This is a genomic window from Qipengyuania aestuarii (assembly GCF_019711535.1).
GTDB lineage: Bacteria > Pseudomonadota > Alphaproteobacteria > Sphingomonadales > Sphingomonadaceae > Qipengyuania > Qipengyuania aestuarii.
Map to the genome: position 1 here is coordinate 1,002,293 of NZ_JAIGNP010000001.1, position 21,633 is coordinate 1,023,925.

A 21,633-nucleotide genomic window follows, 5' to 3' on the forward strand; every position below is an offset into this window, starting at 1 on the left:
GACAGATGAGGAACGAACTTCTGCGTAACGCCGTCGCCGGTCTCCTGGCGCTTACGCTGTCTGCGGGTGCGGCACAGGCGGGGGACGTCAAATACCGTCCGATCAATCCGAATTTCGGCGGCAATCCCTTCAATGGCGATTACCTGCTGAATCAGGCGCGTTTGCAGAACCAGCATGAGGAAGATGCCGAGGATCCGCTCGAGCGCTTCGACCGCGACCTGACCCGGCGGCTCCTCAATCGCGCGGCATCCGAAATCGAAGATCGTCTGTTCGGCGAGAATCCCGAGGATTCAGGAACCATTCCGCTCGGCGATCTGAAAATCGAATTCGAACGCATCGGCGCCACCATCTTTCTCAAGGTGGTCGATCTTGTGACGGGCGGCGTGACCGAAATCGAAATTCCGGCCCCCGGTTCCTGACGATGCGCTTTTCATTGATGCTACAAGGCGGCGCCATGGCTTTCGCGGCCCTCGCGCTGGGCGGCTGTGCGTCTCTTCCGACCCCGTCGGGAATTGAGCCGAAGCTGGCTGACTACACCCAGACCGAACGCCGCCTGCAAGAGCTGCCGCCACCTGCAGAACCGGTCATCGTCGCGGTCTATCAAATGCCCGACAAGACCGGCCAGCATAAGCCGAACGACGATTTTTCCGAATATTCGCGTGCAGTTACGCAGGCTGGCACGGAAATTCTGATCGAGGCGCTGCAGGAAGCCGGGCGCGGACAGTGGTTCGTCATTCTGGACCGCACCGGCCTCGATAGCATCTTGCGAGAGCGCCAGCTCATTCGCTCCACGCGCGAACAATATCTGGGCCCGGACGGCAAGCCCCTCGGCCCCCCGCCGCCGCTCCTCTACGCGCCCGTCCTGATCGAGGGGGCGATCGTCGCCTACGAAACCAACACCTATACTGGCGGAGCCGGAGCGCGCTTACTCGGCATCGGCGGCAGCACCGTTTACGAGCACGACCGCGTCACCGTTAGCCTGCGCGCTTCGAGCACCCAAAATGGCCGCCTGTTGCGAAGCGTGTCGGCAACCAAGGAGATCTATTCGCAGGGGCTGCAGGCAGGCGTCTTCAGCTTTGTCGACTTCGACGAGCTTCTCGAGGGGGAACTGGGCTATTCGGTCAATGAGCCGCCGCAACTGGCGGTACGACGGGCCATCGAGAAAGCCGTCTACGCGCTGGTCATCGAAGGCGCACTCAGCGGGGCATGGACCTTTGCTGATGCCAATGCAGCGCATCCGCTGGTTCAAGAGTATCTCGAGGAACGCGATGGTGGTGTGTCGGTGAGCCTGCCTGCGCCGCCCTCTCCGGGCAAGCTGGCGCCGGCGGATGACCGGTCTCTGGTAAACGAACCATCACCCTCGACGGACTTTTCCAGCGAGCTGGCGAAACGTCTGCAGGAAGCAACGGAGGCCGGAGAAGCAGCAGGCGATAGGAAGCGCGAACCAAATCCAGATAATTTCCAACCCACGCCCCAAGGCCGGCGCAATGACCCACCGCCGCAAAATCGACCGGAATCTTGAAGAGGCCGCTAACGCATGTGGCGCTCGCAGTAACTCCAAAGAACACCAATCAGCGAACTAATCGGCCGGCTGCTTTGTCGCTGCTTCCCCCTGACGATATTATTCGTTAGGCCATCCCAGTGGCCAGATCGATTTTCCGATTTTCTTTAGTTGCTCTATCCCTCCTCATCACAGCTTGTGGGGAAGCCGAACCTGAACCTGAACGTGAAGCCGTTCCGGTTGTAGCCGAGGAAATTCGCGTTCTTCCCGAAGAGGTGGAGGTCGAGGCGATCGGTTCGGCTCGCGCTGCGACTTCTGCAGAAATCTATGCCGAAACAGATGGTCGCGTTACAAACGTGCTGTTCAATGCGGGCGATTTCGTCAGGAAGGGGCAACCACTCATTCGTCTCGATGCCCGACAGGAGCGGCTCGCGGTGGAAGCGGCACAGGTCGACGTGCGCGAGGCCGACCAGCTACTCGGCCGCTACCGACGGATCGAGGATACAGGCGCAATTTCCGAAAGCCAGATCGAGGCAGGCGAAACCGCGCTCGCCTCGGCGCGCGTTGCCTTGGAACAGGCGCGAACCGCATTGTCCGACCGGGTGGTACGCGCGCCCTTCAGCGGCCATGTGGGCCTTACTGAGATCGACGCCGGCGACCGGGTGAACGATACGACGCCGATCACACAGATCGATCAGCGCGTCACCCTCTACGTCGACTTTCCAGCTCCCGAGGCGGTCTTCAATTCGCTCCGGCCTGGGCAGGTGGTTCAGGTGACCCCCTTTTCAGATCCCTCTCGTACCATCGATGCTCGGGTGGTGACGACCGATAGCCGCGTATCGCAGGACAGCCGCGATTTCATCGTGCGCACTGCGATCCAGAACGAGGATGACCGCCTGCGGCCGGGCATGAGCTTCCGGGTGCTCTTCAGCAGTGCCGGGGAGGCGCGCCCCGTCGTGCCCGAGCAGGCGATCGTCTGGGGCGGAGAAGGCTCCCACCTATTCGTGATCCGCGAAGGGAAAGCGGTCCGCATTCCTGTCACCATTACCTCCCGCCGCGACGGCAGCGTGTTCGTCGACGGAGCGCTTCGCCGCACCGACCGCGTGATCGTCGAAGGCGTACAGAAGGTCCGCGACGGGCAGGACATCCGTATCGTGCGCGGTGGCAGCGCGAGCGAACAGCAGGTTCGCATTCGCGAGCAGCAAGGGGCGGCCTCTCCACCCGCAGCCGATGAAGAATAAGTTCGACCTGCCCATGCTGGCGGTCAAGCGGCCGCTGCTGATCGGCGTGCTCAATCTGCTGATAGTCATTGCGGGGATCGCGGCCCTTCTTGGCGCTGAAGTACGCGAACTTCCCAATGTTGACCGTCCGATCGTGTCGGTCACTGCGAGCCTGCCCGGCGCCGCTCCCAAAACCATGGATTCCGAAGTGACCAGTCTGCTGGAAGACGCGGTAGCGCGCGTTTCCGGGGTGCGCCAGATCAGCTCGTCCAGCGAGGAGAACAATTCGCGCATCCGGGTCGAGTTCAACCCCGGCATCGATCTCGACACGGCGGCGTCCGATGTGCGCGAGGCGGTCAGCCGAGTGAACCGCGATCTTCCCGAGCGGGTAGAGCAGGTGACGGTGGTCAAGGCCGATCAGGATGCGCAGCCGATCATGACGCTGGCGGTCCAATCGACAAAATACGATCAGGCAGAGCTCACGCGCATCGTCGAGAACGATATTGTGCCCGAATTGCTGGCCGCCGAAGGGGTGGCTAGCATCGAACAGTTCGGCACCCGTGCCCGCCAGATGCGCGTGTCAGTCGACCCGGCGCGGCTCAACCGCTTCGGCCTGACGCTGACCGATGTCGCCGATGCGCTGCAGAACGCGCCTTACGACGTCCCGGTCGGCTCGTTCCGTTCGGACGCACAGGAACTGGTGGTGCGCGCCGAAGCGAGCGCTACGAGCCCCGCCCTGATCGAAAACGTGGTCATTTCCGGCACTACGCGCGTGGGTGACGTGGCGCAGGCGGATTTCGCGCCTGCCAACGCCACCAATTTCGTGCGCCTCGATGGGCGGCCTATCGTGGGGCTTGGCGTTGTGCGGCAAGCAAGTTCCAACACGATCGAGATCTCGGATAGTATCCGGCAAGGCGTGGACCGACTGAACCAGCGGTTCTCCGACCTTTCCATCGACGTCGTGTCCGACGACGCCGAGTTCATCCGCATCTCCGTTCGCGAGGTGCTCATCACGCTCGGCTTCACCATACTTGTCGTGATCGGCACCATGCTGATGTTTTTCCGCGCCTGGCGGCCGACCGTGGTGCCGAGCGCCACCATCCCGGTCGCCTTGGTGGGCGTGGTCGCCGGCATCTGGATGATGGGCTTTTCGATCAACTTGCTGACGCTGCTCGCCCTTGTGCTGGCGACAGGCCTCATCGTCGACGATGCCATCGTCGTGCTCGAAAACGCGCAGCGCTTGCAGAACAAGGGGCTCGGGCGACGCGCGGCAGCCGTACTGGGCACCCGGCAGGTGTTCTTTGCTGTCGTCGCCACTACGGCGGTGCTGGTGTCGGTGTTTGTGCCGATCAGCTTCCTTCCGTCGGAAGCAGGACGGTTGTTTCGCGAATTCGGGTTCGTGCTTGCGGTCGCCGTCATCATCTCGAGCTTCGTGGCGCTGTCGCTCGTACCCGCTCTCGCCGCCCGCTTCGACCTGACAAGCGCGAAGGAGGATGAGGACGAGGCAAAACGCGGGCGCCTGTCGCGCTGGGGCCATAAGGCGAACACATGGTACGAAAGCGCTCTGCGGCGCTGCCTCGACCGGCCCAAACTGGTCGGTATCGCGTCCGTCGTCGTCGCGGTGGCGGCGGGCCTGCTATATTCGCAGCTCGATAACGAGCTGGTGCCCGACGAGGATCGCGGCGTCATCACTGTCGATGCGACCGGGCCTGACGGGGTCGGCATCGATTTCATGGATGGTGAGCTCGACGAGGTGGAGCGGGTGCTTCAGCCCTATCTCGACAGTGGCGAGATCGAGAGTACATTCTCGATCGTCGGCCGCTATGATCCCAACCGCGTGCGCGTGACCGCACAGCTGGCCGACTGGGATAACCGCGACCGGAGCCAGACCGAGATCGTGGACGAACTGAACGAGCCGCTTCAGGAAATACCAGGCTCGCGCACCAATGCACGCGGGCGCGGGACGTTGAGCTTCGGCGGTGGCGGAAACGGTATCGAAGTCGCACTGACCGGAGCGGAGTACGATACGATCTACGATTCCGCGCAAGCGCTCGCGACTGCGATCGATACCCGGTCCGATATTCTGTCGAATGCCGAGATCTCCTACCAGCCGACACAGCCGCAATTGTCCGTGCAGATTGATCGGCAACGCGCTGCCGATCTCGGCGTCGACCTGGACGATCTTTCGCAGACTTTACGGGCGATGGTCGGCGGAGACGATCTCGTGGACCTCAACGTCGGCGATCAGGCGGTGCCGATCTTCCTGACTGCGCAGGCGGTGACTGTCACCAACCCCCCGGACCTGCGCAATCTTTACGTGCGCGGCACTGTAGGCGGCGAGGACACGCTGGTCCCCCTCTCCAGCGTCGCGCAGATCGAAGAGCAGGGCATCGCTGCGGAACTCGACCGGACCGAACAGCGGCGCGCGATCGAGGTCAGCGCCAATATCGAAGCGGGTACTCCGTTGCGCGATGCGGTGGACGAGATCGAACGCCTTTCACAGGAAGCGGTAGGTCCAGGCATCGATATGCTGCTCCAGGGCGAGGCCGAAAGTCTTGAAGAGACGTCGAATGACTTGCTCCTGACCTATGCCTTTGCCCTGGTGATCGTCTTTCTCGTCCTAGTCGCGCAGTTCGAAAGTTTGACGAGCGCGCTCGTCGTATTGCTGACCGTGCCTTTTGCCCTCGCTGCGGCGATATTCTCGCTGTACCTGTCTGGCGTGTCGCTCAACATCTATTCTCAGATCGGCCTTGTCATGCTGATCGGTCTGATGGGGAAGAACGGGATCCTGATTGTCGAATTCGCTGACCAGCTACGGCAGCAGGGGCGCAGCGTGCGCGAAGCGGTCGAAGAAGCGGCTGCCATTCGCCTGCGCCCGATCGCGATGACGCTGATCTCCACCGTGCTGGGCGCGTTGCCGCTTATCCTGGCAAGCGGGGCAGGTTCAGAAGCGCGCCAGTCGATCGGCTGGGTCATTTTCGGCGGTCTTGGCCTTGCCGGCCTTTTCACCCTGTTCCTTACCCCGGTCATCTATCTCGGCATCGCGCGCTTCGGCGAACCGCGCAATGTCGATCTGGAGCGTTTGCATCGCGAGATCGAGGACGTGGACGAAGACATGACGATGGCTCCGGCATGAGGCACCAATTGGTAGTCACCGGCGCGGCGATTTTGCTAGCGGGATGCGCTGGCACTGAACCCGAAGTAATGATTCCGCTTGTCGAGACACCGCCAGTCTATGCGACGGACCTTCCGCCATCCGGCATCGAGCGGGACTGGTGGCTAGGCTACGAGGACCCGGTACTAGATACGCTTATCCGGCAAGGGCTCGCTGCCAATCTCGATATTGACGCGGCCTCTGATCGGCTCGGTTCGGCAGCCGCGCTCCTGCGGGCCGAGCGGTCCGATTTGGTCCCGTCGGCAGACGGCGCCACAGAAGCCGGGGTGTCGCTGGCGAGCGACAGCGAGGTTACCGCAACGGCAGGCCTCTTTGGACTGTTCAATCCCGACATCAACGGGCGGCTGGCAGCTGAAGTGCGCGCAGCGGCGGCGGATTATGCCGAAGCGGAATATTTGCTCGCGGATCAGAGGCGCATCGTGGCCGCGGCAATCGCCAGCCAATATATCGAATATCGCCGCACCGGTGCCCAGCTCGAATTGCTGGAGCAATCGACCGATTTGCAGGAACAGACGCTCCGGATCGTGAAGCTGCGTTTCGAAGCGGGTCTTGCCGCCAATCTTGACGTAAGGCGCGCGGCGGCGGACCTTGCGCAGACCCGGGCGCGGCGCGGCCTCATCGAAATTGCTCGTAACGAGGCGCAAAATGCTCTCGCAGTCCTGTTGGCTGAGCCGCCCGGCGCTTTTTCCGTTCCCGGTGCCGGTGAAGCGGACATACCCGATTACCGACTGGGGCCACCCGCGGGTGTCCCGGCAGACCTATTACGGCGGCGAACCGACATTCTCGCAGCGGAGGCGCGGCTGGCACAAGCGGCGGCCACTATCGGGATCGAACGGGCGGACCTGCGACCTTCGCTAACCATCCCAGGTACACTCGGCATCGGCGACGGGACACTTGGAGGGCTGTTTGGCGATTTCCTGATCGGTATCGGCGCAGCGCTCGATTTGCCGCTGTTCGACGGAGGCCGGCGCAGGGCGGAAGTATCTGCCGCCGAATTCGAAGCAGAAGCTACACTCGCGGAATACAACGCTGTCTTCCTGAACGCGCTGGGCGAAGTCGAAAACGCGTTGGTCGCGATAGAAGCGTACCGCCAGCGCAGCGACGCCCTGTCGGAGGCAATTGAAGAAAGCGAAACCGCGCTTTCACAGTCAAACGCTCTCTATCGGGAGGGGCTAGCGTCGCTTTTTGATGTATTGGACGCACAGCGCCAATTGATTGCCAGCCGGCAGTCACTCATCGACAGCGAAGCTGCACTGGCCGAAGCCTACACAGCTTTTCACGTCGGGGTCGGTTCCCACTGATCTTCGTCGCAGACACCGGTAACCAGCCTTGATTTTGGCCAATGCAAACCGTCGGTGTTCGGCGAAAGCAATTGAATGAGAAGATTTTGCTCACAAAGCCAGTAATAGACCTGTGCGGCACGGCCTCGAAAATTGCTCACTAAGCTTTTTCATGACGAGGTGCATTCAACATCGTGATTAGATCATGGTGAGGTTGTCCCCACAGATCATCGAACGGAAAGTGGCGCACCCGGCATGAAAGTGATGGGCACTGTAATAATTGGGAAATTCTGTTTTCCACTGCCCTCGTAATGGCAGCTTTGCACCCCAATGGCGGTCATCCGAAAGATTGACGCTGAGACCCGAAAGCTGCCGTTCGATCAAGGTCGAAGGCTTGCAGTTATGCGCCCTAATACTGGTCATTCGCCCATATCGGCGTTATCCCGAGCGGGTACAGTCCGCATCGTCGAGCAGCAGCAGCAGTAACAAAGGCAGATTAAGTACAGCTGGTTTCACCACTGCTCGCAAATGTCAGGGAATTAGCCGGCGAATTGAAAGTACGGTGCATCCTGGGTGCGCTCCGGGATTGCGCCCTTATGCGTTATCACCCAGCCCGCGAGAGCATTCGCCTTTCGTGCGGCCTCTTGGACCTCCTCTCCGGCCAAACGAGCTGCCAGGTAACCTGCGTCAAAGGCGTCACCTGCTCCGCTAGTGTCGACTGGAAGGAGTAGGTTTGACGGCGCAACCCTTTCACCATCGGGCAATCGGCAACCAAGAGGACCCAATTTCACTACGGTTTCACCACAACCGAGGGTGCTCCACCGCTCTGCCACTTGGTCCGCCGTCGCCTGTCCGCTCAGCGCAATTTCGTCGTCGAGGGTCGGAAGGCCGATGGTCGACGCAGCGATTGCGCGGTCGCGCCAGTAACCCGCAGCAGCAGCATCCTCCCAGAGGGCGGGCCGGTAGTTGCCGTCGAAGGCCACCATTCCCCCGGAATTGCGAACCGCGCCGGCAAGGGAGATGAGGGCATCCCTCCCATCATTGGGCAAGATCGCCAGGGAGATCAGCGAAAACGCCACAGCAGGTGACGAACGGACCACGTCCCCAATTACGGCGCTTCCGGATAGCGAGAACATCCGGCGCGCCGCGCTATCGCTTCGCCAGTAGGTAAAGCTTCGCTCGCCCGCTTCGTCCAGAGTGATTGCATAGAGTCCCACCCTGCGCGCCGGATCCAGCAAGATGGCGCTACAATCCAGTCCTTCGCGTGCCCACTCGCCGAGCAATCTCCGGCTAAACGTGTCGATGCCCAGCGCCGTGGCGTAGGTCACGTCGCAGCCCAGCCGGGCCAAATGAATAGCCGTGTTCAGCGTGTCGCCGCCGTAGCCCAGATGGCAGCCACCATCGGCTTCCGTGCGCAGCTCGACCATGCCTTCCCCCACGCAGACTATGCGGCGAGCGGACACCTTACCAGTTCCACATTGCGCCGTCCGACAGGCGCGCCACTGGGAGAGACGCTGGCTTGTAAGGGTGTTTCATGGCCAGTTCTTCGTCGATATCGACCCCGTGGCCGGGTGCTTCGCCGCAAAGCAGATACCCGTCGGCAAATGAATAATCGTGCGGGAAGACTTCGTCCGTCGCCTCGCTGTGACGCATGTATTCCTGAATGCCGAAATTGGGCACCCAGCTGTCGAAATGCAGCGCGCAGCCCATGGTGACGGGCGAAAGATCGGTCGCACCGTGGCAACCGGTGCGGACCTGATACAAAGCGGCGAGGTCGGCGATGCGGCGCAAATGGGTTAGACCACCCGCCCCGACGATCGTGCAACGGATATAGTCGATGAGCTGGTTTTGAATCAGGTCCTTGCAGTCCCAGATCGTGTTGAAAACCTCGCCGACGGCAAGCGGCGTGACGCTGTGCTGGCGTACCAGCCTGAAGGCCTCCTGATTTTCTGCCGGGGTGCAATCTTCGAGCCAGAACAGCTGGTAGGGCTCAAGCATCTTTGCCAGATTGGCTGCTTCCTGCGGCGTGTAACGATGGTGACCATCGTGCAGCAAGTGGTAGTCGAATCCATAGGTATCGCGCAGCTTCTCGAACAGCTGGGGCACGTAATTCAGCGCCTTTCGCGTATCCCAGCCGGTGACCGACGGAAGCGCTGCATCGGCGGGCTCGTAGCGCAGTTTGCCACGCCCCACTCCGTAGGCATCCTTGATTCCCGGTATGCCGGTCTGTGCGCGGATCGCCTTGTAGCCTAGATCGATATATTCGCCGACTGCATCGACCGTCTCTGAGATATCGCTTCCGTTGGCATGGCCATAAACCATGACTTTGTCCCGGCTCCGACCGCCGAGCAGTTGGTAGAGCGGCATTCCTGCCATCTTGGCCTTAATGTCCCACAGCGCGACATCGACTGCTGCGATGGCCCGCATCGTCACCGGCCCGCGCCGCCAGTAGGCACCGCGGTAGAGATACTGCCAGATGTCCTCGATGCGCCTCGGATCCTTGCCGATAAGGCAGGGAATGACGTGGTCTTCCAGATAAGACACCACGGAAAGCTCACGCCCGTTCAGCGTGGCATCGCCAATCCCGTAGACACCTTCGTCGGTCATGATCTTTAGCGTGACGAAATTACGCCCCGGGCAGGTGACGATGACCTTGGCAGCCTGGATTTGCATGCAAATACCCAAAATTCTATTTCTGACGATGACGCTCCTTGACGCCATCATTTTGGTCTGTCAAGTTTGACGCAATCGGTAAGTCCAAAAGAAAAAGGGCAAGGGATTTTCATGCCACCGACACCGCGATTGTACAAAGACATTGCCGCCCGGCTGATGACCTCTATCAGAGACGGGACCTTTCCCGTGGGTGCCAGATTGCCGGCCGAGCGTGACCTTGCCGTCCGGTTTGAGGTCAGCCGTCCGGTCATCCGTGAAGCGATTATCGCCCTGGAGGTCGCGGGGCTCGTGGAGGTGCGCGTCGGGTCCGGAGTTTATGTCCTGTCCGCCTCCGAAGCGAAGGCGGGCGGCGAAGAGGACGTCTCGGCCATCGAACTTACCGAAGCCCGCCTTCTGGTCGAGAGTGAAGTCGCCGCGCTCGCCGCCGCGCAAATCACCGACGAGGAATTGCGCGAACTCGAAAGTCTGGTCGACCAAATCGATGCCGAAAACAAGACGCCCGACGGCAAGGAGGAGGCCGATGCGGCCTTCCACCTCGCGATCGCGACGGCGGCGCGGAACAGCGCGCTGTTCGATACGGTCGACCGATTTTGGGCCTTGCGCCGGACGTCGCGCGAAGCGGCCCTGCTTCATGAAAAGGCGCGCCACGCCAACATCAAGCCGGTGGTCGACGAACACACGGCCATCCTCAAGGCACTGAAAGCGAGAGACCCGAAGGCGGCGCGTGAAGCGATGCGGGGGCATCTGTCGCAAGTTCTCGAAAGCCTGTTGTTCGCAACCGAACAGCGCGCAGTGGACGAGGCGCGCCGCAGCGTCGAGGCGCGCCGCGAACGCTTCTCACGCGTGACGGCATAAGTGGTCTGCGCAGCAGCCAACGCAATGCACAAACTCTCGCTTCATCCCGACCGGCTGTTTCCAGCAGAACCGGAAGTCCGGAAGATCGCGCGCGATCTCTATCGCTCAGTGCGCGACCTGCCGATCGTCAGCCCGCACGGCCACACCGATCCCGCGTGGTTCGCCCACAACCAAGCTTTCGAGAACGCGACCGAGTTGCTGCTGGCACCCGACCATTACATTCTGCGCATGCTCTACTCGCAGGGCCTATTGCTGGAAGACTTGGGAGTGGCTGGTCGCGATGGCGGCAAGAAAGCCGATCCGAAGGAGGCCTGGCGCCTGTTTGCCGCTAACTACCACCTTTTTCGCGGGACACCCTCGCGCATCTGGCTGGACTGGGTTTTTAGCGAAGTATTCGCTCTTGAGGATATGCTGAGCGCCGAAACGGCGGATATGTACTACCACCGCATTACAGACAGTTTGCAAGCGGAGGCCTTCCGCCCGCGCGCGCTGTTCGACCGGTTCAACATCGAGGTCATCGCAACCACCGAGAGCCCGCTCGAAACTTTGGATAGCCACAAGCTGATAAGAGATAGCGATTGGGCTGGACGCGTCATAACGGCATACCGCCCCGATCCGGTCATCGATCCGGAGTTCGAGGGCTTCCGCACCAATTTGCGCAAACTTGGCGCACTGACCGGCGAAGACTGCTTTTCGTGGCATGGTTATCTCGCCGCGCACCGCCAGCGCCGCGATTTTTTCCGTTCGATGGGCGCCACCTCGACCGATCACGGTCATCCGACAGCTATGACGGCAGACCTGTCGGCGGTCGAATGCGAAGCCTTGTTTGCTCGTGTGCAGGCCGACGAGGTCAGCGCCGCAGACGCCGAGCTGTTCCGCGCACAGATGCTGACCGAAATGGCCGGCATGAGTCTCGACGACGGGCTGGTGATGCAGATCCATCCCGGCTCTTTTCGCAATCACAATCCGCAGCTATTTGAACGGTTCGGCCGCGACAAGGGCGCCGACATTCCGGTTCGCACCGAATATGTTCGCGCGTTACAACCGCTGCTTGCGAAACACGGCAACGACACCCGCCTCACCGTGATTGTCTTTACGCTCGACGAATCCACCTACGCTCGCGAACTAGCCCCGTTGGCCGGACATTATCCTGCGCTCAAGCTGGGGCCGGCGTGGTGGTTCCATGACAGCCCGGAGGGTATGCGGCGCTATCGCCGGATGGTGACCGAAACCGCAGGTTTCTACAATACGGTCGGCTTCAACGATGACACGCGGGCCTTCCTTTCCATTCCCGCCCGCCACGATTTGGCGCGACGCATCGATTGCGGTTTCCTGGCGCAGCTGGTTGCCGAATATCGTCTGCAGGACTGGGAAGCCGCAGAGCTTGCCGGGGACTTGGCGTATCGCCTGGCCAAGGAAGCCTATCGGCTATGAGGTTGTCACAGGATACCCTTGGGGCCGTGTCGGGCGAAGTCGACGCGTTCGACTACGATCGGTCGGCTTCACTGGAAATCGTCCACTTCGGGATCGGTGCATTCCATCGCGCCCACCAGGCGCAGTTTACTGATGGCTGCAACCGGTCTGGCGCGCGCCCGTGGACAATCACCGGCGTCTCGTTGCGCTCGGCAACGGTCGCGAAGCAACTGAATCCGCAGGACGGCCTCTACACGCTCACGATCAGGTCGCGCGATGGAAACGATACGCAAGTAATCGGGTCCGTAACGCAGGTGCTTGTCGCCGGGCACGATCAGGCTGCCATCGTTGGACGGATCGCGTCTCCGAATTGCCACCTGGTCAGCTTTACCGTCACCGAAAAAGGGTATTGCCGGGCGCCGGACGGGACGCTCGATCATGCGCTGGCGGCCGACGGTTTCTATCCGATCCTGTGCGCCGCTTTGGCGCAGCGCAAAAAGGCAGGGATGCCGGGCCTGTCGCTGCTGAGTTGTGACAATTTGTCCGGCAACGGGCAGCAGCTCGGCAGACTGATGCGCGAATGGATCGACGCGAAGGCACCTGACCTACGTGAATGGTTCGACCAGAATTGCACCACGCCCGACAGTATGGTTGACCGTATAGTCCCCGCCCCTTCGCCCGCCGATCTCGACGAGCTGGAAAAACGCACCGGGCTTCGTGATGAAGGTGCGATCTTCACCGAAGCGTTCAGCCAATGGGTGATCGAAGACGACTTCGCCGGCCCGCGCCCTGCATGGCATGAGCATGGTGCACAAGTGGTAGCCGACGTCGCGCCTTTTGAAACCGCGAAATTGAGAATGCTGAACGGCGCGCATTCCCTCCTTGCCTACACTGGTCTCGATCGCGGGCATACTTACGTGCATGAAGCGATTGCAGACGGGCAGCTTCGTGCTCTGGTAAAGCGTCTGATGTTGAAAGAAGCCGCGCCCACGATCAATAGCGGCGAAGGACAGGACCTGACTGCCTACGCCGACCAACTCGTCACCCGGTTTGAGAACCCCGCACTTTATCATCGTCTCGATCAGATCGCGATGGATGGGAGCCAGAAGATCGGCCAGCGCTGGCTTGAAGTGCTCGCCGCGCACCGGATCTCGGGCACGTGCTGCGAAGCGATCCTGACAGGTATCTCCCATTGGCTGCACCATGTCAGCGGCAGGGTTCGGCCGGTCGAGGATCCGCTGGCAGAGCAATTGCGGGCCATATGCGAGGGTGCGGGCGCGGCGGAAGCGGTCGCGGGCATATTCGACCCGTCGGGGCCCGTTCCTTCGGCCTGGTCTCCGTCGACGGCAGAGAGGGAATTCATCGTCGAAAAATGGCGCGCTCTTCAGTGAAACTATGCTGCGCCTGAGCCGCCGATCTGCCCTATTGACTGCGGGTGCCTTCGGCGCCGCCGCAGTGGTGGGCGGCTGTGGCACGTTCCCGCGCCCATTAATGGCTGCGGACAGCCAGCCGGAAAACTACCCCACCGTTCAGGCGCTTCGCTTTTTCGGGACAGAATTGGCCCGACTTACCGACGGACGTGTGAGGGTTGACGTCTACCCTTCGGAACAGCTCGGCGGGCAAAGCGACACTCTGGAGTTGGCGCAGTTGGGCGGGGTCGATTTCATCCGCATCAATTCTGCGCCGCTCAACGTGCTTGTACCCGAAACACTCGTGCCTTCGCTGCCCTTCCTGTTTCGCTCCATCGGCCACATGCGCGCCGCAATGGATGGTGCAGCAGGCCGAAGGATCCTCGGCGGGCTCTCACGTCACGGCCTGATCGGCCTTGCTTTTTACGATAGCGGCGCGCGATCGATTTACACCGTCGATCGGCCGGTGCGCGAACCTGCAGACATGGCGGGTCTGAAGATCCGAGTGCAAACCTCCGACCTCTTCGTCAGCATGATCGAGGCGATGGGGGGCAACGCAACGCCGATGGCCTATGGCGAAGTCTATCAGGGCATGGTGCAGGGCGTGATCGATGGGGCGGAAAACAACTTCCCTTCTTACGAAAGCTCCCGCCATTTCGAGGTCGCGCCGGTCTACAGCCTGACCCGCCATGTCATGGCGCCCGAAATTCTCGCGATGTCGAAGCGCAGCTGGGACAAGCTCTCTACCTCCGACAGGGACGCGGTAAGGGCGGCAGCCGACGCGTCCGTCCCGTTCATGCGCGAAATCTGGGATCGACAGGTGATCGAAGCGCGCGATCTTGTGGGTAAAGCCGGGGTCCAGATCGTCGATAACGTGGATCGGGCCGCCTTCAGCCGACTGATGCAGCCGATCTGGCGGCAATATGCTGCAACGCCAGACCTTCAGCAGCTGGTCGAAGATATCCGCAATATGGAGAGCGACAATGACTGAACGTTTGCTCAAGGGCGTCAGTCATACGCTGCTATACGGTTCGGCGCTGGCTCTGGCACTAATGATGTCGATCCTGACATGGCAAGTCTTTGCACGCTATGTCCTCGGCAGCAGCCCTGCGTGGGCGGAACAGTCTGCCCTGATCCTGCTGATCTGGATGACGTTCCTCGGCACGGCGTCCGGCATCGCGGAAGGGTTTCACATCCGCATCGTCGAAGGCGTGGCCAGCCTAAACCAGCCTTGGCGCAGCCGCGCCGTTCAGACCGCGAACGCGCTGATCATCCTGGCTGGCATCCTCATCCTGGGCTTGGGTAGCCTACTGGTTGCGACGACGTGGACCAATGCCGTTCCGACACTGCCTGTGACGCGCGGCATGGTCTACCTCGTCATCCCTGCATCGGGCGGTTTGATGGCGATCTTCGCGGCGCGAAAACTGTGCCTGGGTGAAGAGATCGAAGGAAGCGCGGCAAGCGCATGACGTTCATCTTCATCCTGCTCGTCCTGCTCGCCATCATGCTATATCTCGGCGTGCCGGTGGCGATCTCTCTGTTTCTGTCGGCCACCGCGCTTCTGCTGATGCTCGATATCCCGCTTGTCGTGGCTGTCCAGCGCATGTCGGCAGGCGTCAACGTCTTCACTCTCATGGCTATTCCGCTGTTCATCCTCGCAGGAGAATTGATGACCCAAGCGGGGATCGCCAGAAGGTTGGTGAATCTGTCGGATTCGACGCTTGGCGCTGCGCCTGGCGGCCTCGGGCAGGTGACGATACTTTCTTCTATGCTGTTCGGAGCGGTGTCGGGTTCCGCGCTTGCCAGCGCATCCGCCATGGGATCGGCAATCGGTCCGGAAATGCGCAAGCGGGGATTCGATGCCGATTACACAGTCAATGTGTCGACCACCGCCTCCATCACCGGCTTGCTGATCCCGCCCTCGCACAACATGATCATCTTCGCCACCGCCGCCGGGACGGGAATTTCTATTGGCGACCTCTTTCTGGGTGGCGTGGTGCCGGGCATACTGACCGGCCTCACTTTGATGGTGGTGGCTGCCGTAGTCGCAACGCGGCGCGGCTATCCGCGCGGCGAATTCCCTGGTTTCCGCGAACTGCTCCGCACGGCGGCTTCTGCGGTTCCCGGTATTCTGACGGCAATCATTATTCTGGTTGGGATCCTCGCCGGCATTTTTACGCCGACCGAGAGTGCCGCCATTGCTTGCGCGTACACATTGGTCATCGGTGTCTTCCTCTACCGCGAACTCGATCGGACGCGGCTACGCTCTGCCTTCGTGAACAGTGCCCGCACCACGATCATGGTCATGTTCATTATCGCCACGGCATCGCTGTTCGGCTGGGTTCTGGCTGTGCTGCAGGCACCCGCGCAGCTCGCCCAGATGCTCGCGCCGGCAATGACGAGCCCGCTCCTGACCTTGCTGCTCATTGCCTTGATGCTGTTGTTGCTCGGGACGTTCATGGACATGGCGCCGCTGATCCTGATCACGACGCCAATTTTCCTGCCCATCGCCACGCAAGTGGGGATGGACCCGGTCCAGTTCGGCGTCATGCTGATGCTTGCGCTCGGGATCGGCCTGCTGACACCGCCTGTCGGTTCGGTCCTATTCGTCGGATGCGCGGCTCAGGGGCTTCGGGTGGGCCAAGCCCTCAGGACGATCTGGCCCTTCTATTTCGCTCTGCTCTTCTCGCTGCTCCTGGTGATTATGATGCCTTCGCTCTCGCTCTGGCTGCCAGGACAGTTTGGCTGACGGAGATTGCAGGTCCACCGGCGCTGGCGCGGGTGGCAGGCTCCGAAGTCGCGACAAGCGAAGATGACGATGTGAGCTTTCCTCGCTGCGCATGGGGCCGTGGCTATGCGCGCCCGTTGCGGCAGTCCTGGCAGCAGCGAGGGGCGCATGGCCTCGGTAACGTGGCCGGCTTCGCCTCAGCGCTTCACGATGCGCCGGATCTGGATGGCTGTTCGGCTCGAGGGTAGTGGCACTACTTCTCTACCATCCTTCGACTTCGCGCGGCTCTCCGCCGACTTCGAAGGTCGTGTGGTTCGATGCGTTAGAGCTCGCTCCGACCCAAAGATCGAAAGTTCCGGGGTCCACGACCCAAGTCTTCTCAGCGTCGTTCCAATAACGCACGTGGGTTTCATCGAGCCGGAATGTCACCGTCTTCGTTTCGCCCGGCTGCAACCCTATCCGCTGGAAACCCTTGAGTTCGCGCACGGGACGCGATGCACGACCGGCGCGTTGATGGATGTAGAGCTGGACGACCTCGTCTCCGGCGCGCTCGCCCGTATTGGTGACGTCGACAGACACGTCGATACTGCCACCTGGCGCCAGGGTTTTCCTGCCAAGCGTGGGATTGCCGATCGTGAAATCGGTGTAGCTTAGCCCGTAGCCGAATTCGAACTGGGGCGTCGACGGCAGATCCCAATATCGCTTGCCCTGATCGTTGGGGGCATGGGTGGCATTGTGGGAGTAATAGATCGGAACTTGGCCGACCGAGCGTGGCCATGTGACCGGAAGCTTGCCGCCGGGATTGACGTCTCCAAACAGGGCACGCGCGATTGCGGTGCCTCCGCGCGTGCCACCATACCATGCGTGCAAAATTGCAGGCGCGCGCTCAAGTACAGAGCCCAGTTCGAGAGGTCGTCCGCTCATCGTGACGATGACGACCGGCTTACCGGTGGCAAGCACCGCATCGAAAAGTCTGAGCTGATCGCCGGGCAACGTCAGTTCAGCGCGCGATGCGCCCTCGCCGCTCATGTTTTCCGCCTCACCGATCGCCATGATGACAAGATCGGCACCTTCGGCCATTGAAACGGCGCGCGCGAATTCCTCACTCGACCGCTCATCACTCCATTTGGGTTCCGGCTTTGGCCTGCCGGGAATATCGAGGACGTCGAACATCGAGGGATAATGGCGCTTGAGCTGGACGCCCGGTGCGGTTTCCACCAACGCCTTGCCAGCCAGTCGATCGCGGACGCCTTCGAAGACGGTGACGGTTTCGGGCAAGTCGTACTGGAAGGCCCAAGGACCGAGCATGTCCAGTTTCGAGTCTGCCAGCGCACCGATGACGGCGACACGTGCATGTTCGCCTGCGCTGAGTGGCAAGGCATTGCCCTTGTTCTGGAGCAGGACGAGCGAGCGTTCTGCTGCGATCCGTGACACCTCCCGGTGTGCGGGATCAGCCAGTACTTTCGCCGCCGTGGCTTCATCGACGAACGGATTTTCGAACAAGCCCATCTTGAACTTGGCCGTCAGGATGCGTCGCACTGCCCGGTCGAGCCTTTCGACGTCCAGTTTGCCCTGTCGAACGGATTCGGCGAGGGTTCGGGCCGAGGCTGCGGGGCCGAACGACATCTCCATGTCGTTGCCAGCAGCGATGCTTCGAACTGCGGCTTCGGCTTCGTCCTTGGCAAAATTCTGGACGACCTGGTTCTTGGTTCCGTTGGCGTCCGAAACCACCCAACCGGTGAAGCCCATCTGGTCGCGCAGAATGTCTGTGAGCAGCCACTCGTTGCCCACGGCGGGGATGTCGTTCAGATCCGTGTACGCGCTCATGACATTGCCCGCGCCCGCATCGATGGCTGCGGCGAAGGGCGGCATGAAGACATTGTAGAGTTCGGAATCGGCTATGTAGACGCTGTCGTAATCGCGACCGCCGTCGGCTGCGCCGTAGCCGACAAAGTGCTTCGGCCCGGCTATCAGGCGGCCGGGCGTGCCGATTTGTGGCCCCTGAAATCCGCGGACCTGCGCACGGGCGAGTGCAGAGGCCAGGAACGGGTCCTCGCCGGGGCTCTCGACGATGCGGCCCCAGCGTGCGTCGCGTGCAATGTCGAGCATCGGCGCGAAAGTCCAGTGGACGCCGACCGCACGTGCTTCTGACGCCGCCACAGCCTGCGCGCGTTCGAGCCCGGCCGGATCCCAGGATGCGGCATTGGCAATCGGCACCGGGAAAATGGTGCGTAGTCCGTGCACGACGTCGTAGCCCACGATCAGGGGGATACCGAGCCGCGTTTCGTCCCTGGCCACCCTTTGCAGCCGGTTGATGATGGTCGGGTCGGTGACGAACAGCAGCGATCCAACCTGGCTGTCGCGAACCTCGGCCGCGAACTGTTCATACTCGCCGAACATGAATTGCTGAGAGACCTGGCCGGCCTTTTCTTCCAGTGTCATGGCCTGCAGCAAGGCTTCCGCCCTAGCCTCGGACGAGAGGGATTGGTCCATCCATGCCCGATCTTCAGTGACCTGCGCTTCCACAGGTTCGGTTGCCGAGACGGATGACGTGACCGCTATCGCGGACGCACCGGCGAGAACGCATGCGGCAAGTGATATCCGGACCATATCGTCGGTTTCCCTTTATTCATTGTTCGCTCAAGCAAGCATTTGTCGGGCGATGAGGCGAAAAGGCCGCAGCGCCCGCGCAATCGGCTCAGAAGCTAAAGCGTGCCCGGATCCCGGCGTAGCGGCGCGCATCGCGGGGCAATGTCTGGGCAACGAGGCCCGCGCTACCGCCCGCCGGCGTGCCGAGGGCCGAAGCGTAGGATTTGTCGAAGAGATTGCTCACGAACAGCGCTATCCGCATACCTCCACGTTCGTTCTGGTCGATCCCGATGCTCGCGTTTACCAGAGCATACGCGTCTTGCACCAGCAGAGGATTGGCGAGGAGGCTGTAACTGACATCGCTTTGATAGTTCACATCCGCCTGGACGAAGGCATCGAATGGCATCGAAGGCATGTAGATGTCATATTTGGCGCCCAGGTTGAACTTCCATTCGGGAGCATTGCTCAACCTCTCGCCGGCGAGATCCTGCAGTCCCGTAGGCGAGCCCGCCACCGGCAGGCAGCCCTCGGCTTCCGTCTGACCCGTGTAACATTGTGCATTGGGGAACTTTAGAATTTTGGCATCAGTGTAGCTGATACCGCCATCTATCCGCAGGGCCTCGATGGGCCGGGCCTCGAGCTCCACTTCGATGCCGCGGGTCCGTACCGAACCTACGTTGTTGAGCTGAAGCTGGATCGTCCCGTCCGGCAATTGGACACCCGACTGCGCCTGAAAGTTGCTGAAGTCCGTCCAGAACGCAGCAACGTTCAGCTGCACACGATTATCGAGGAAACGGCTCTTCAATCCGAGTTCGTAGGCGTCCGAGGTTTCAGGCTTGACTGGATCGGCGGCCCGGGCTGGAGTGAAGCCGGTCGAGATATCGTAGCCCTGCCCCTTATAACCGGTCGAATAGGACGCATAAGCCATCACGCCATCTGACAGGTCTTGACGAAGGGCGATCTTGCCAGTGACGACGCTGTCGGATGCCTCTCCGACGCACAGGCTGTTGCATCTGGCATTGTTGGCTGGCGGAACCGCTGGGGCGACATTGTTGATGTAAGTGACGTCGATCTTTTCATGGTTGGCGCGCAGGCCGACATCGACATGCGTGCTTTGTGCAAGATCAAAGCTGACCTGGCCGAAAGCGGCGTAACTTTTCGTGCCGTTTGACGAATTCCACTGCGCGACTGCCGGTCCTGAGGGGCCGCGATCGAACGTCCGATCGGTCTCACCGTTCGCGTAGAACAGCCCAGCCACGTAATTGACCGGACCGCCGCCATTCGACGCCAGCCGCAGTTCCTGCGCGAATTGGCTGGCCATATAGCTGCTCTCAGCCACAATGCCGTTGGGCAAACCGATGACGGTGCCGACGATATAATCAAAATCTTCGATGAAGCGGAAACGCCAGTCCTGATAACTGGTAATCGAAACCAGGTCGACAGAACCGAGATCGACTGTCACGCGTCCGCTCACCAAGGCCGATTTGCTTTTGTTGAACAGGGGGCCGTCGAAGGCAGTGTCGAAATTGTCCTCGCCGGGCGTAATACCGACCAGCGTATTGCTAAGCGGCGAACCATAGATCGCAGAGCCCGCAGGAACGGTCCGGTAAGTTCGTGCGGTGCCGTCGCTTTCCGAAACGGAGTACGTGCCGGTCAGGTCGATCTCCACGATCGGCGACGGCTCGATCGCAAGCCGCCCTCGCACGCCGTAACTCTTGTCGTTGTTCAGGCGCCGCCCATCGTAAACATTATCGATGTAACCCGCGCGATCGCCATAGAAGCCATTGAGACGGAAGCCGACGCTGTCGCCAATCGGACCGGAAACAACGCCATCGATGCGGTATTGTTCATCCGTCGTCACCGTGCCGGTTACCGCACCGGTTAGATAGCGGGTCGGACCTTCAGATACGATGTTGAGCGCCCCGGCAGATGCGTTCTTACCGAAAAGAGTGCCCTGCGGCCCGCGAAGAACCTCGATTCGGGCGACGTCGCTCAATCCGGAAAACGCTTGCGCCTGCTGCAGCAGCGCAACGTCATCGACAATGACGGCAACCGACGGCTCGATCGCCGTCGAAAATGCGATTGTGCCGATCCCGCGCAGATTGATCGAGTTGTTGGTTGGAACGTTACCTTGGGTCACGGTCAGGCTCGGCGCGAGCCGGGGCAGATCGGAGACTGTGGCGACATTTCGATTCACAAGAGCGTCGGCGCTGATGGCGGTGACCGCGACCGGGACGTCTTGAAGATTCTGCGAACGCTTTTGCGCGGTGACAACGATGACATCCAGCGTGCCTTCAGGGGCAGTCCGGTCATTAATGACCGACTGTTCGCCCGCCTGATCGGACGCGTCTTTGTCGCTGGCCTCATCCGGCGTTTGCGACGGAACGATGGCGCCGCTTTGCGCCGCGACCGGAACGGCACTCATAAGTGCGGAACTAGCCAGAAGTGCCGATAGAATTCGCATCGAATCTCTCCCAAGGATCGTCGCGTATCTCGCGATCTGGTCTTACCGATTATTTCTTTTGGTAGACCATGTCAAGCGCATGACCGAAGCGGCCTGATAAATGGGAGCCGGCTGACAGCGCCTTGGGCCGTGGGGGCGAGGAGAGCGCCCACGAGTTTTCCAACTCCCGCCTCATCATCTAACCATTGGGACTCCTGTTTTCCGGGTTCCACTCAAAGGGTAACGCAATAGGAGAACGAAGCTCTCGACCTCCCGCCATTTCCTACAGACCCAAACTGGATCGCGCACCTCAGGGCCATATGGGGCGCATGGTTTCAACCCCATCC

The 21,633-nt window shown here is 61.1% G+C and carries 16 protein-coding genes; 11 read left to right on the top strand and 5 right to left on the bottom strand.

Going from position 1 to position 21,633, the window contains the following annotated elements; translation table 11 throughout:
• Positions 1 to 5: 5 nt before the first annotated feature.
• The 5 genes from K3175_RS04965 to K3175_RS04985 all read left to right on the top strand — a co-directional run bounded on the left by K3175_RS04965 (position 6) and on the right by K3175_RS04985 (position 7,197).
• Positions 6 to 419, top strand: a complete 414-nt coding sequence (locus K3175_RS04965; RefSeq protein WP_221542218.1) for a curli assembly protein CsgF — start codon at positions 6 to 8, stop codon at positions 417 to 419.
• 35 nt (positions 420 to 454) lie between these two features.
• A complete protein-coding gene (locus K3175_RS04970; RefSeq protein ID WP_221542219.1) occupies positions 455 to 1,522 on the top strand; it encodes a CsgG/HfaB family protein in 1,068 nt (355 codons plus the stop codon).
• Positions 1,523 to 1,641: 119 nt separating this feature from the next.
• Positions 1,642 to 2,742 (top strand): efflux RND transporter periplasmic adaptor subunit, encoded by a 1,101-nt coding sequence (locus K3175_RS04975; protein ID WP_345719313.1) that lies wholly within the window; start codon positions 1,642 to 1,644, stop codon positions 2,740 to 2,742.
• Entirely contained in the window at positions 2,732 to 5,857 is a 3,126-nt protein-coding gene (locus tag K3175_RS04980) for an efflux RND transporter permease subunit (protein WP_221542220.1), read from the top strand. The genes K3175_RS04975 and K3175_RS04980 overlap by 11 nt, the downstream gene beginning before the upstream one ends.
• Positions 5,854 to 7,197: an efflux transporter outer membrane subunit gene (locus tag K3175_RS04985; protein WP_221542221.1), complete on the top strand. Its 1,344-nt coding sequence runs from the start codon at positions 5,854 to 5,856 to the stop codon at positions 7,195 to 7,197. The genes K3175_RS04980 and K3175_RS04985 overlap by 4 nt, the downstream gene beginning before the upstream one ends.
• Before the next feature lie 177 nt (positions 7,198 to 7,374).
• Here K3175_RS04985 and K3175_RS04990 read toward each other — a convergent pair whose 3' ends face one another.
• From K3175_RS04990 to manD, 3 genes are all read right to left on the bottom strand, one after another.
• Complete coding sequence (locus K3175_RS04990; protein ID WP_221542222.1) at positions 7,375 to 7,599, bottom strand: hypothetical protein; 225 nt, start codon at positions 7,597 to 7,599, stop codon at positions 7,375 to 7,377.
• Between the two features lie 116 nt (positions 7,600 to 7,715).
• Positions 7,716 to 8,639: a sugar kinase gene (locus K3175_RS04995; protein ID WP_345719314.1), complete on the bottom strand. Its 924-nt coding sequence runs from the start codon at positions 8,637 to 8,639 to the stop codon at positions 7,716 to 7,718.
• Position 8,640: 1 nt separating this feature from the next.
• Entirely contained in the window at positions 8,641 to 9,849 is a 1,209-nt protein-coding gene (gene manD / locus K3175_RS05000) for a D-mannonate dehydratase ManD (RefSeq protein WP_221542223.1), read from the bottom strand.
• Positions 9,850 to 9,960: 111 nt separating this feature from the next.
• Here manD and K3175_RS05005 point away from each other — a divergent pair, with 111 nt between their 5' ends.
• From K3175_RS05005 to K3175_RS05030, 6 genes are read left to right on the top strand one after another with little or no spacing between them, the layout of a single operon-like run.
• Positions 9,961 to 10,704, top strand: coding sequence for a FadR/GntR family transcriptional regulator (locus K3175_RS05005; RefSeq protein ID WP_221542224.1), 744 nt, complete (start codon positions 9,961 to 9,963; stop codon positions 10,702 to 10,704).
• Between the two features lie 24 nt (positions 10,705 to 10,728).
• On the top strand, positions 10,729 to 12,138 hold the full coding sequence (uxaC, locus tag K3175_RS05010; RefSeq protein ID WP_221542225.1) for a glucuronate isomerase: 1,410 nt from the start codon (positions 10,729 to 10,731) through the stop codon (positions 12,136 to 12,138).
• Complete coding sequence (locus tag K3175_RS05015; protein ID WP_221542226.1) at positions 12,135 to 13,508, top strand: mannitol dehydrogenase family protein; 1,374 nt, start codon at positions 12,135 to 12,137, stop codon at positions 13,506 to 13,508. Before uxaC ends, K3175_RS05015 begins: the two co-directional genes overlap by 4 nt.
• 4 nt (positions 13,509 to 13,512) lie before the next feature.
• A complete protein-coding gene (locus tag K3175_RS05020; RefSeq protein ID WP_221542227.1) occupies positions 13,513 to 14,517 on the top strand; it encodes a TRAP transporter substrate-binding protein in 1,005 nt (334 codons plus the stop codon).
• Positions 14,510 to 14,995 (top strand): TRAP transporter small permease, encoded by a 486-nt coding sequence (locus K3175_RS05025; RefSeq protein ID WP_221542228.1) that lies wholly within the window; start codon positions 14,510 to 14,512, stop codon positions 14,993 to 14,995. Before K3175_RS05020 ends, K3175_RS05025 begins: the two co-directional genes overlap by 8 nt.
• On the top strand, positions 14,992 to 16,275 hold the full coding sequence (locus K3175_RS05030) for a TRAP transporter large permease (RefSeq protein WP_221542229.1): 1,284 nt from the start codon (positions 14,992 to 14,994) through the stop codon (positions 16,273 to 16,275). The genes K3175_RS05025 and K3175_RS05030 overlap by 4 nt, the downstream gene beginning before the upstream one ends.
• A gap of 240 nt (positions 16,276 to 16,515) precedes the next feature.
• On the opposite strand, the gene bglX is transcribed toward K3175_RS05030, so the two are convergent.
• Positions 16,516 to 18,864 (bottom strand): beta-glucosidase BglX, encoded by a 2,349-nt coding sequence (bglX, locus tag K3175_RS05035; protein ID WP_221542230.1) that lies wholly within the window; start codon positions 18,862 to 18,864, stop codon positions 16,516 to 16,518.
• Positions 18,865 to 18,952: 88 nt separating this feature from the next.
• Positions 18,953 to 21,307: a TonB-dependent receptor gene (locus tag K3175_RS05040; protein ID WP_221542231.1), complete on the bottom strand. Its 2,355-nt coding sequence runs from the start codon at positions 21,305 to 21,307 to the stop codon at positions 18,953 to 18,955.
• Between the last annotated feature and the right edge of the window lie 326 nt (positions 21,308 to 21,633).

Coding starts and splice junctions, on each gene's coding strand:
- K3175_RS04965 (WP_221542218.1), top strand. CDS start 6: ATGAGGAACGAACTTCTGCGTAACGCCGTCGCCGGTCTCCTGGCGCTT.
- K3175_RS04970 (WP_221542219.1), top strand. CDS start 455: ATGGCTTTCGCGGCCCTCGCGCTGGGCGGCTGTGCGTCTCTTCCGACC.
- K3175_RS04980 (WP_221542220.1), top strand. CDS start 2,732: ATGAAGAATAAGTTCGACCTGCCCATGCTGGCGGTCAAGCGGCCGCTG.
- K3175_RS04985 (WP_221542221.1), top strand. CDS start 5,854: ATGAGGCACCAATTGGTAGTCACCGGCGCGGCGATTTTGCTAGCGGGA.
- K3175_RS04990 (WP_221542222.1), bottom strand. CDS start 7,599: ATGACCAGTATTAGGGCGCATAACTGCAAGCCTTCGACCTTGATCGAA.
- manD (WP_221542223.1), bottom strand. CDS start 9,849: ATGCAAATCCAGGCTGCCAAGGTCATCGTCACCTGCCCGGGGCGTAAT.
- K3175_RS05005 (WP_221542224.1), top strand. CDS start 9,961: ATGCCACCGACACCGCGATTGTACAAAGACATTGCCGCCCGGCTGATG.
- uxaC (WP_221542225.1), top strand. CDS start 10,729: ATGCACAAACTCTCGCTTCATCCCGACCGGCTGTTTCCAGCAGAACCG.
- K3175_RS05015 (WP_221542226.1), top strand. CDS start 12,135: ATGAGGTTGTCACAGGATACCCTTGGGGCCGTGTCGGGCGAAGTCGAC.
- K3175_RS05020 (WP_221542227.1), top strand. CDS start 13,513: ATGCTGCGCCTGAGCCGCCGATCTGCCCTATTGACTGCGGGTGCCTTC.
- K3175_RS05025 (WP_221542228.1), top strand. CDS start 14,510: ATGACTGAACGTTTGCTCAAGGGCGTCAGTCATACGCTGCTATACGGT.
- K3175_RS05030 (WP_221542229.1), top strand. CDS start 14,992: ATGACGTTCATCTTCATCCTGCTCGTCCTGCTCGCCATCATGCTATAT.
- bglX (WP_221542230.1), bottom strand. CDS start 18,864: ATGGTCCGGATATCACTTGCCGCATGCGTTCTCGCCGGTGCGTCCGCG.
- K3175_RS05040 (WP_221542231.1), bottom strand. CDS start 21,307: ATGCGAATTCTATCGGCACTTCTGGCTAGTTCCGCACTTATGAGTGCC.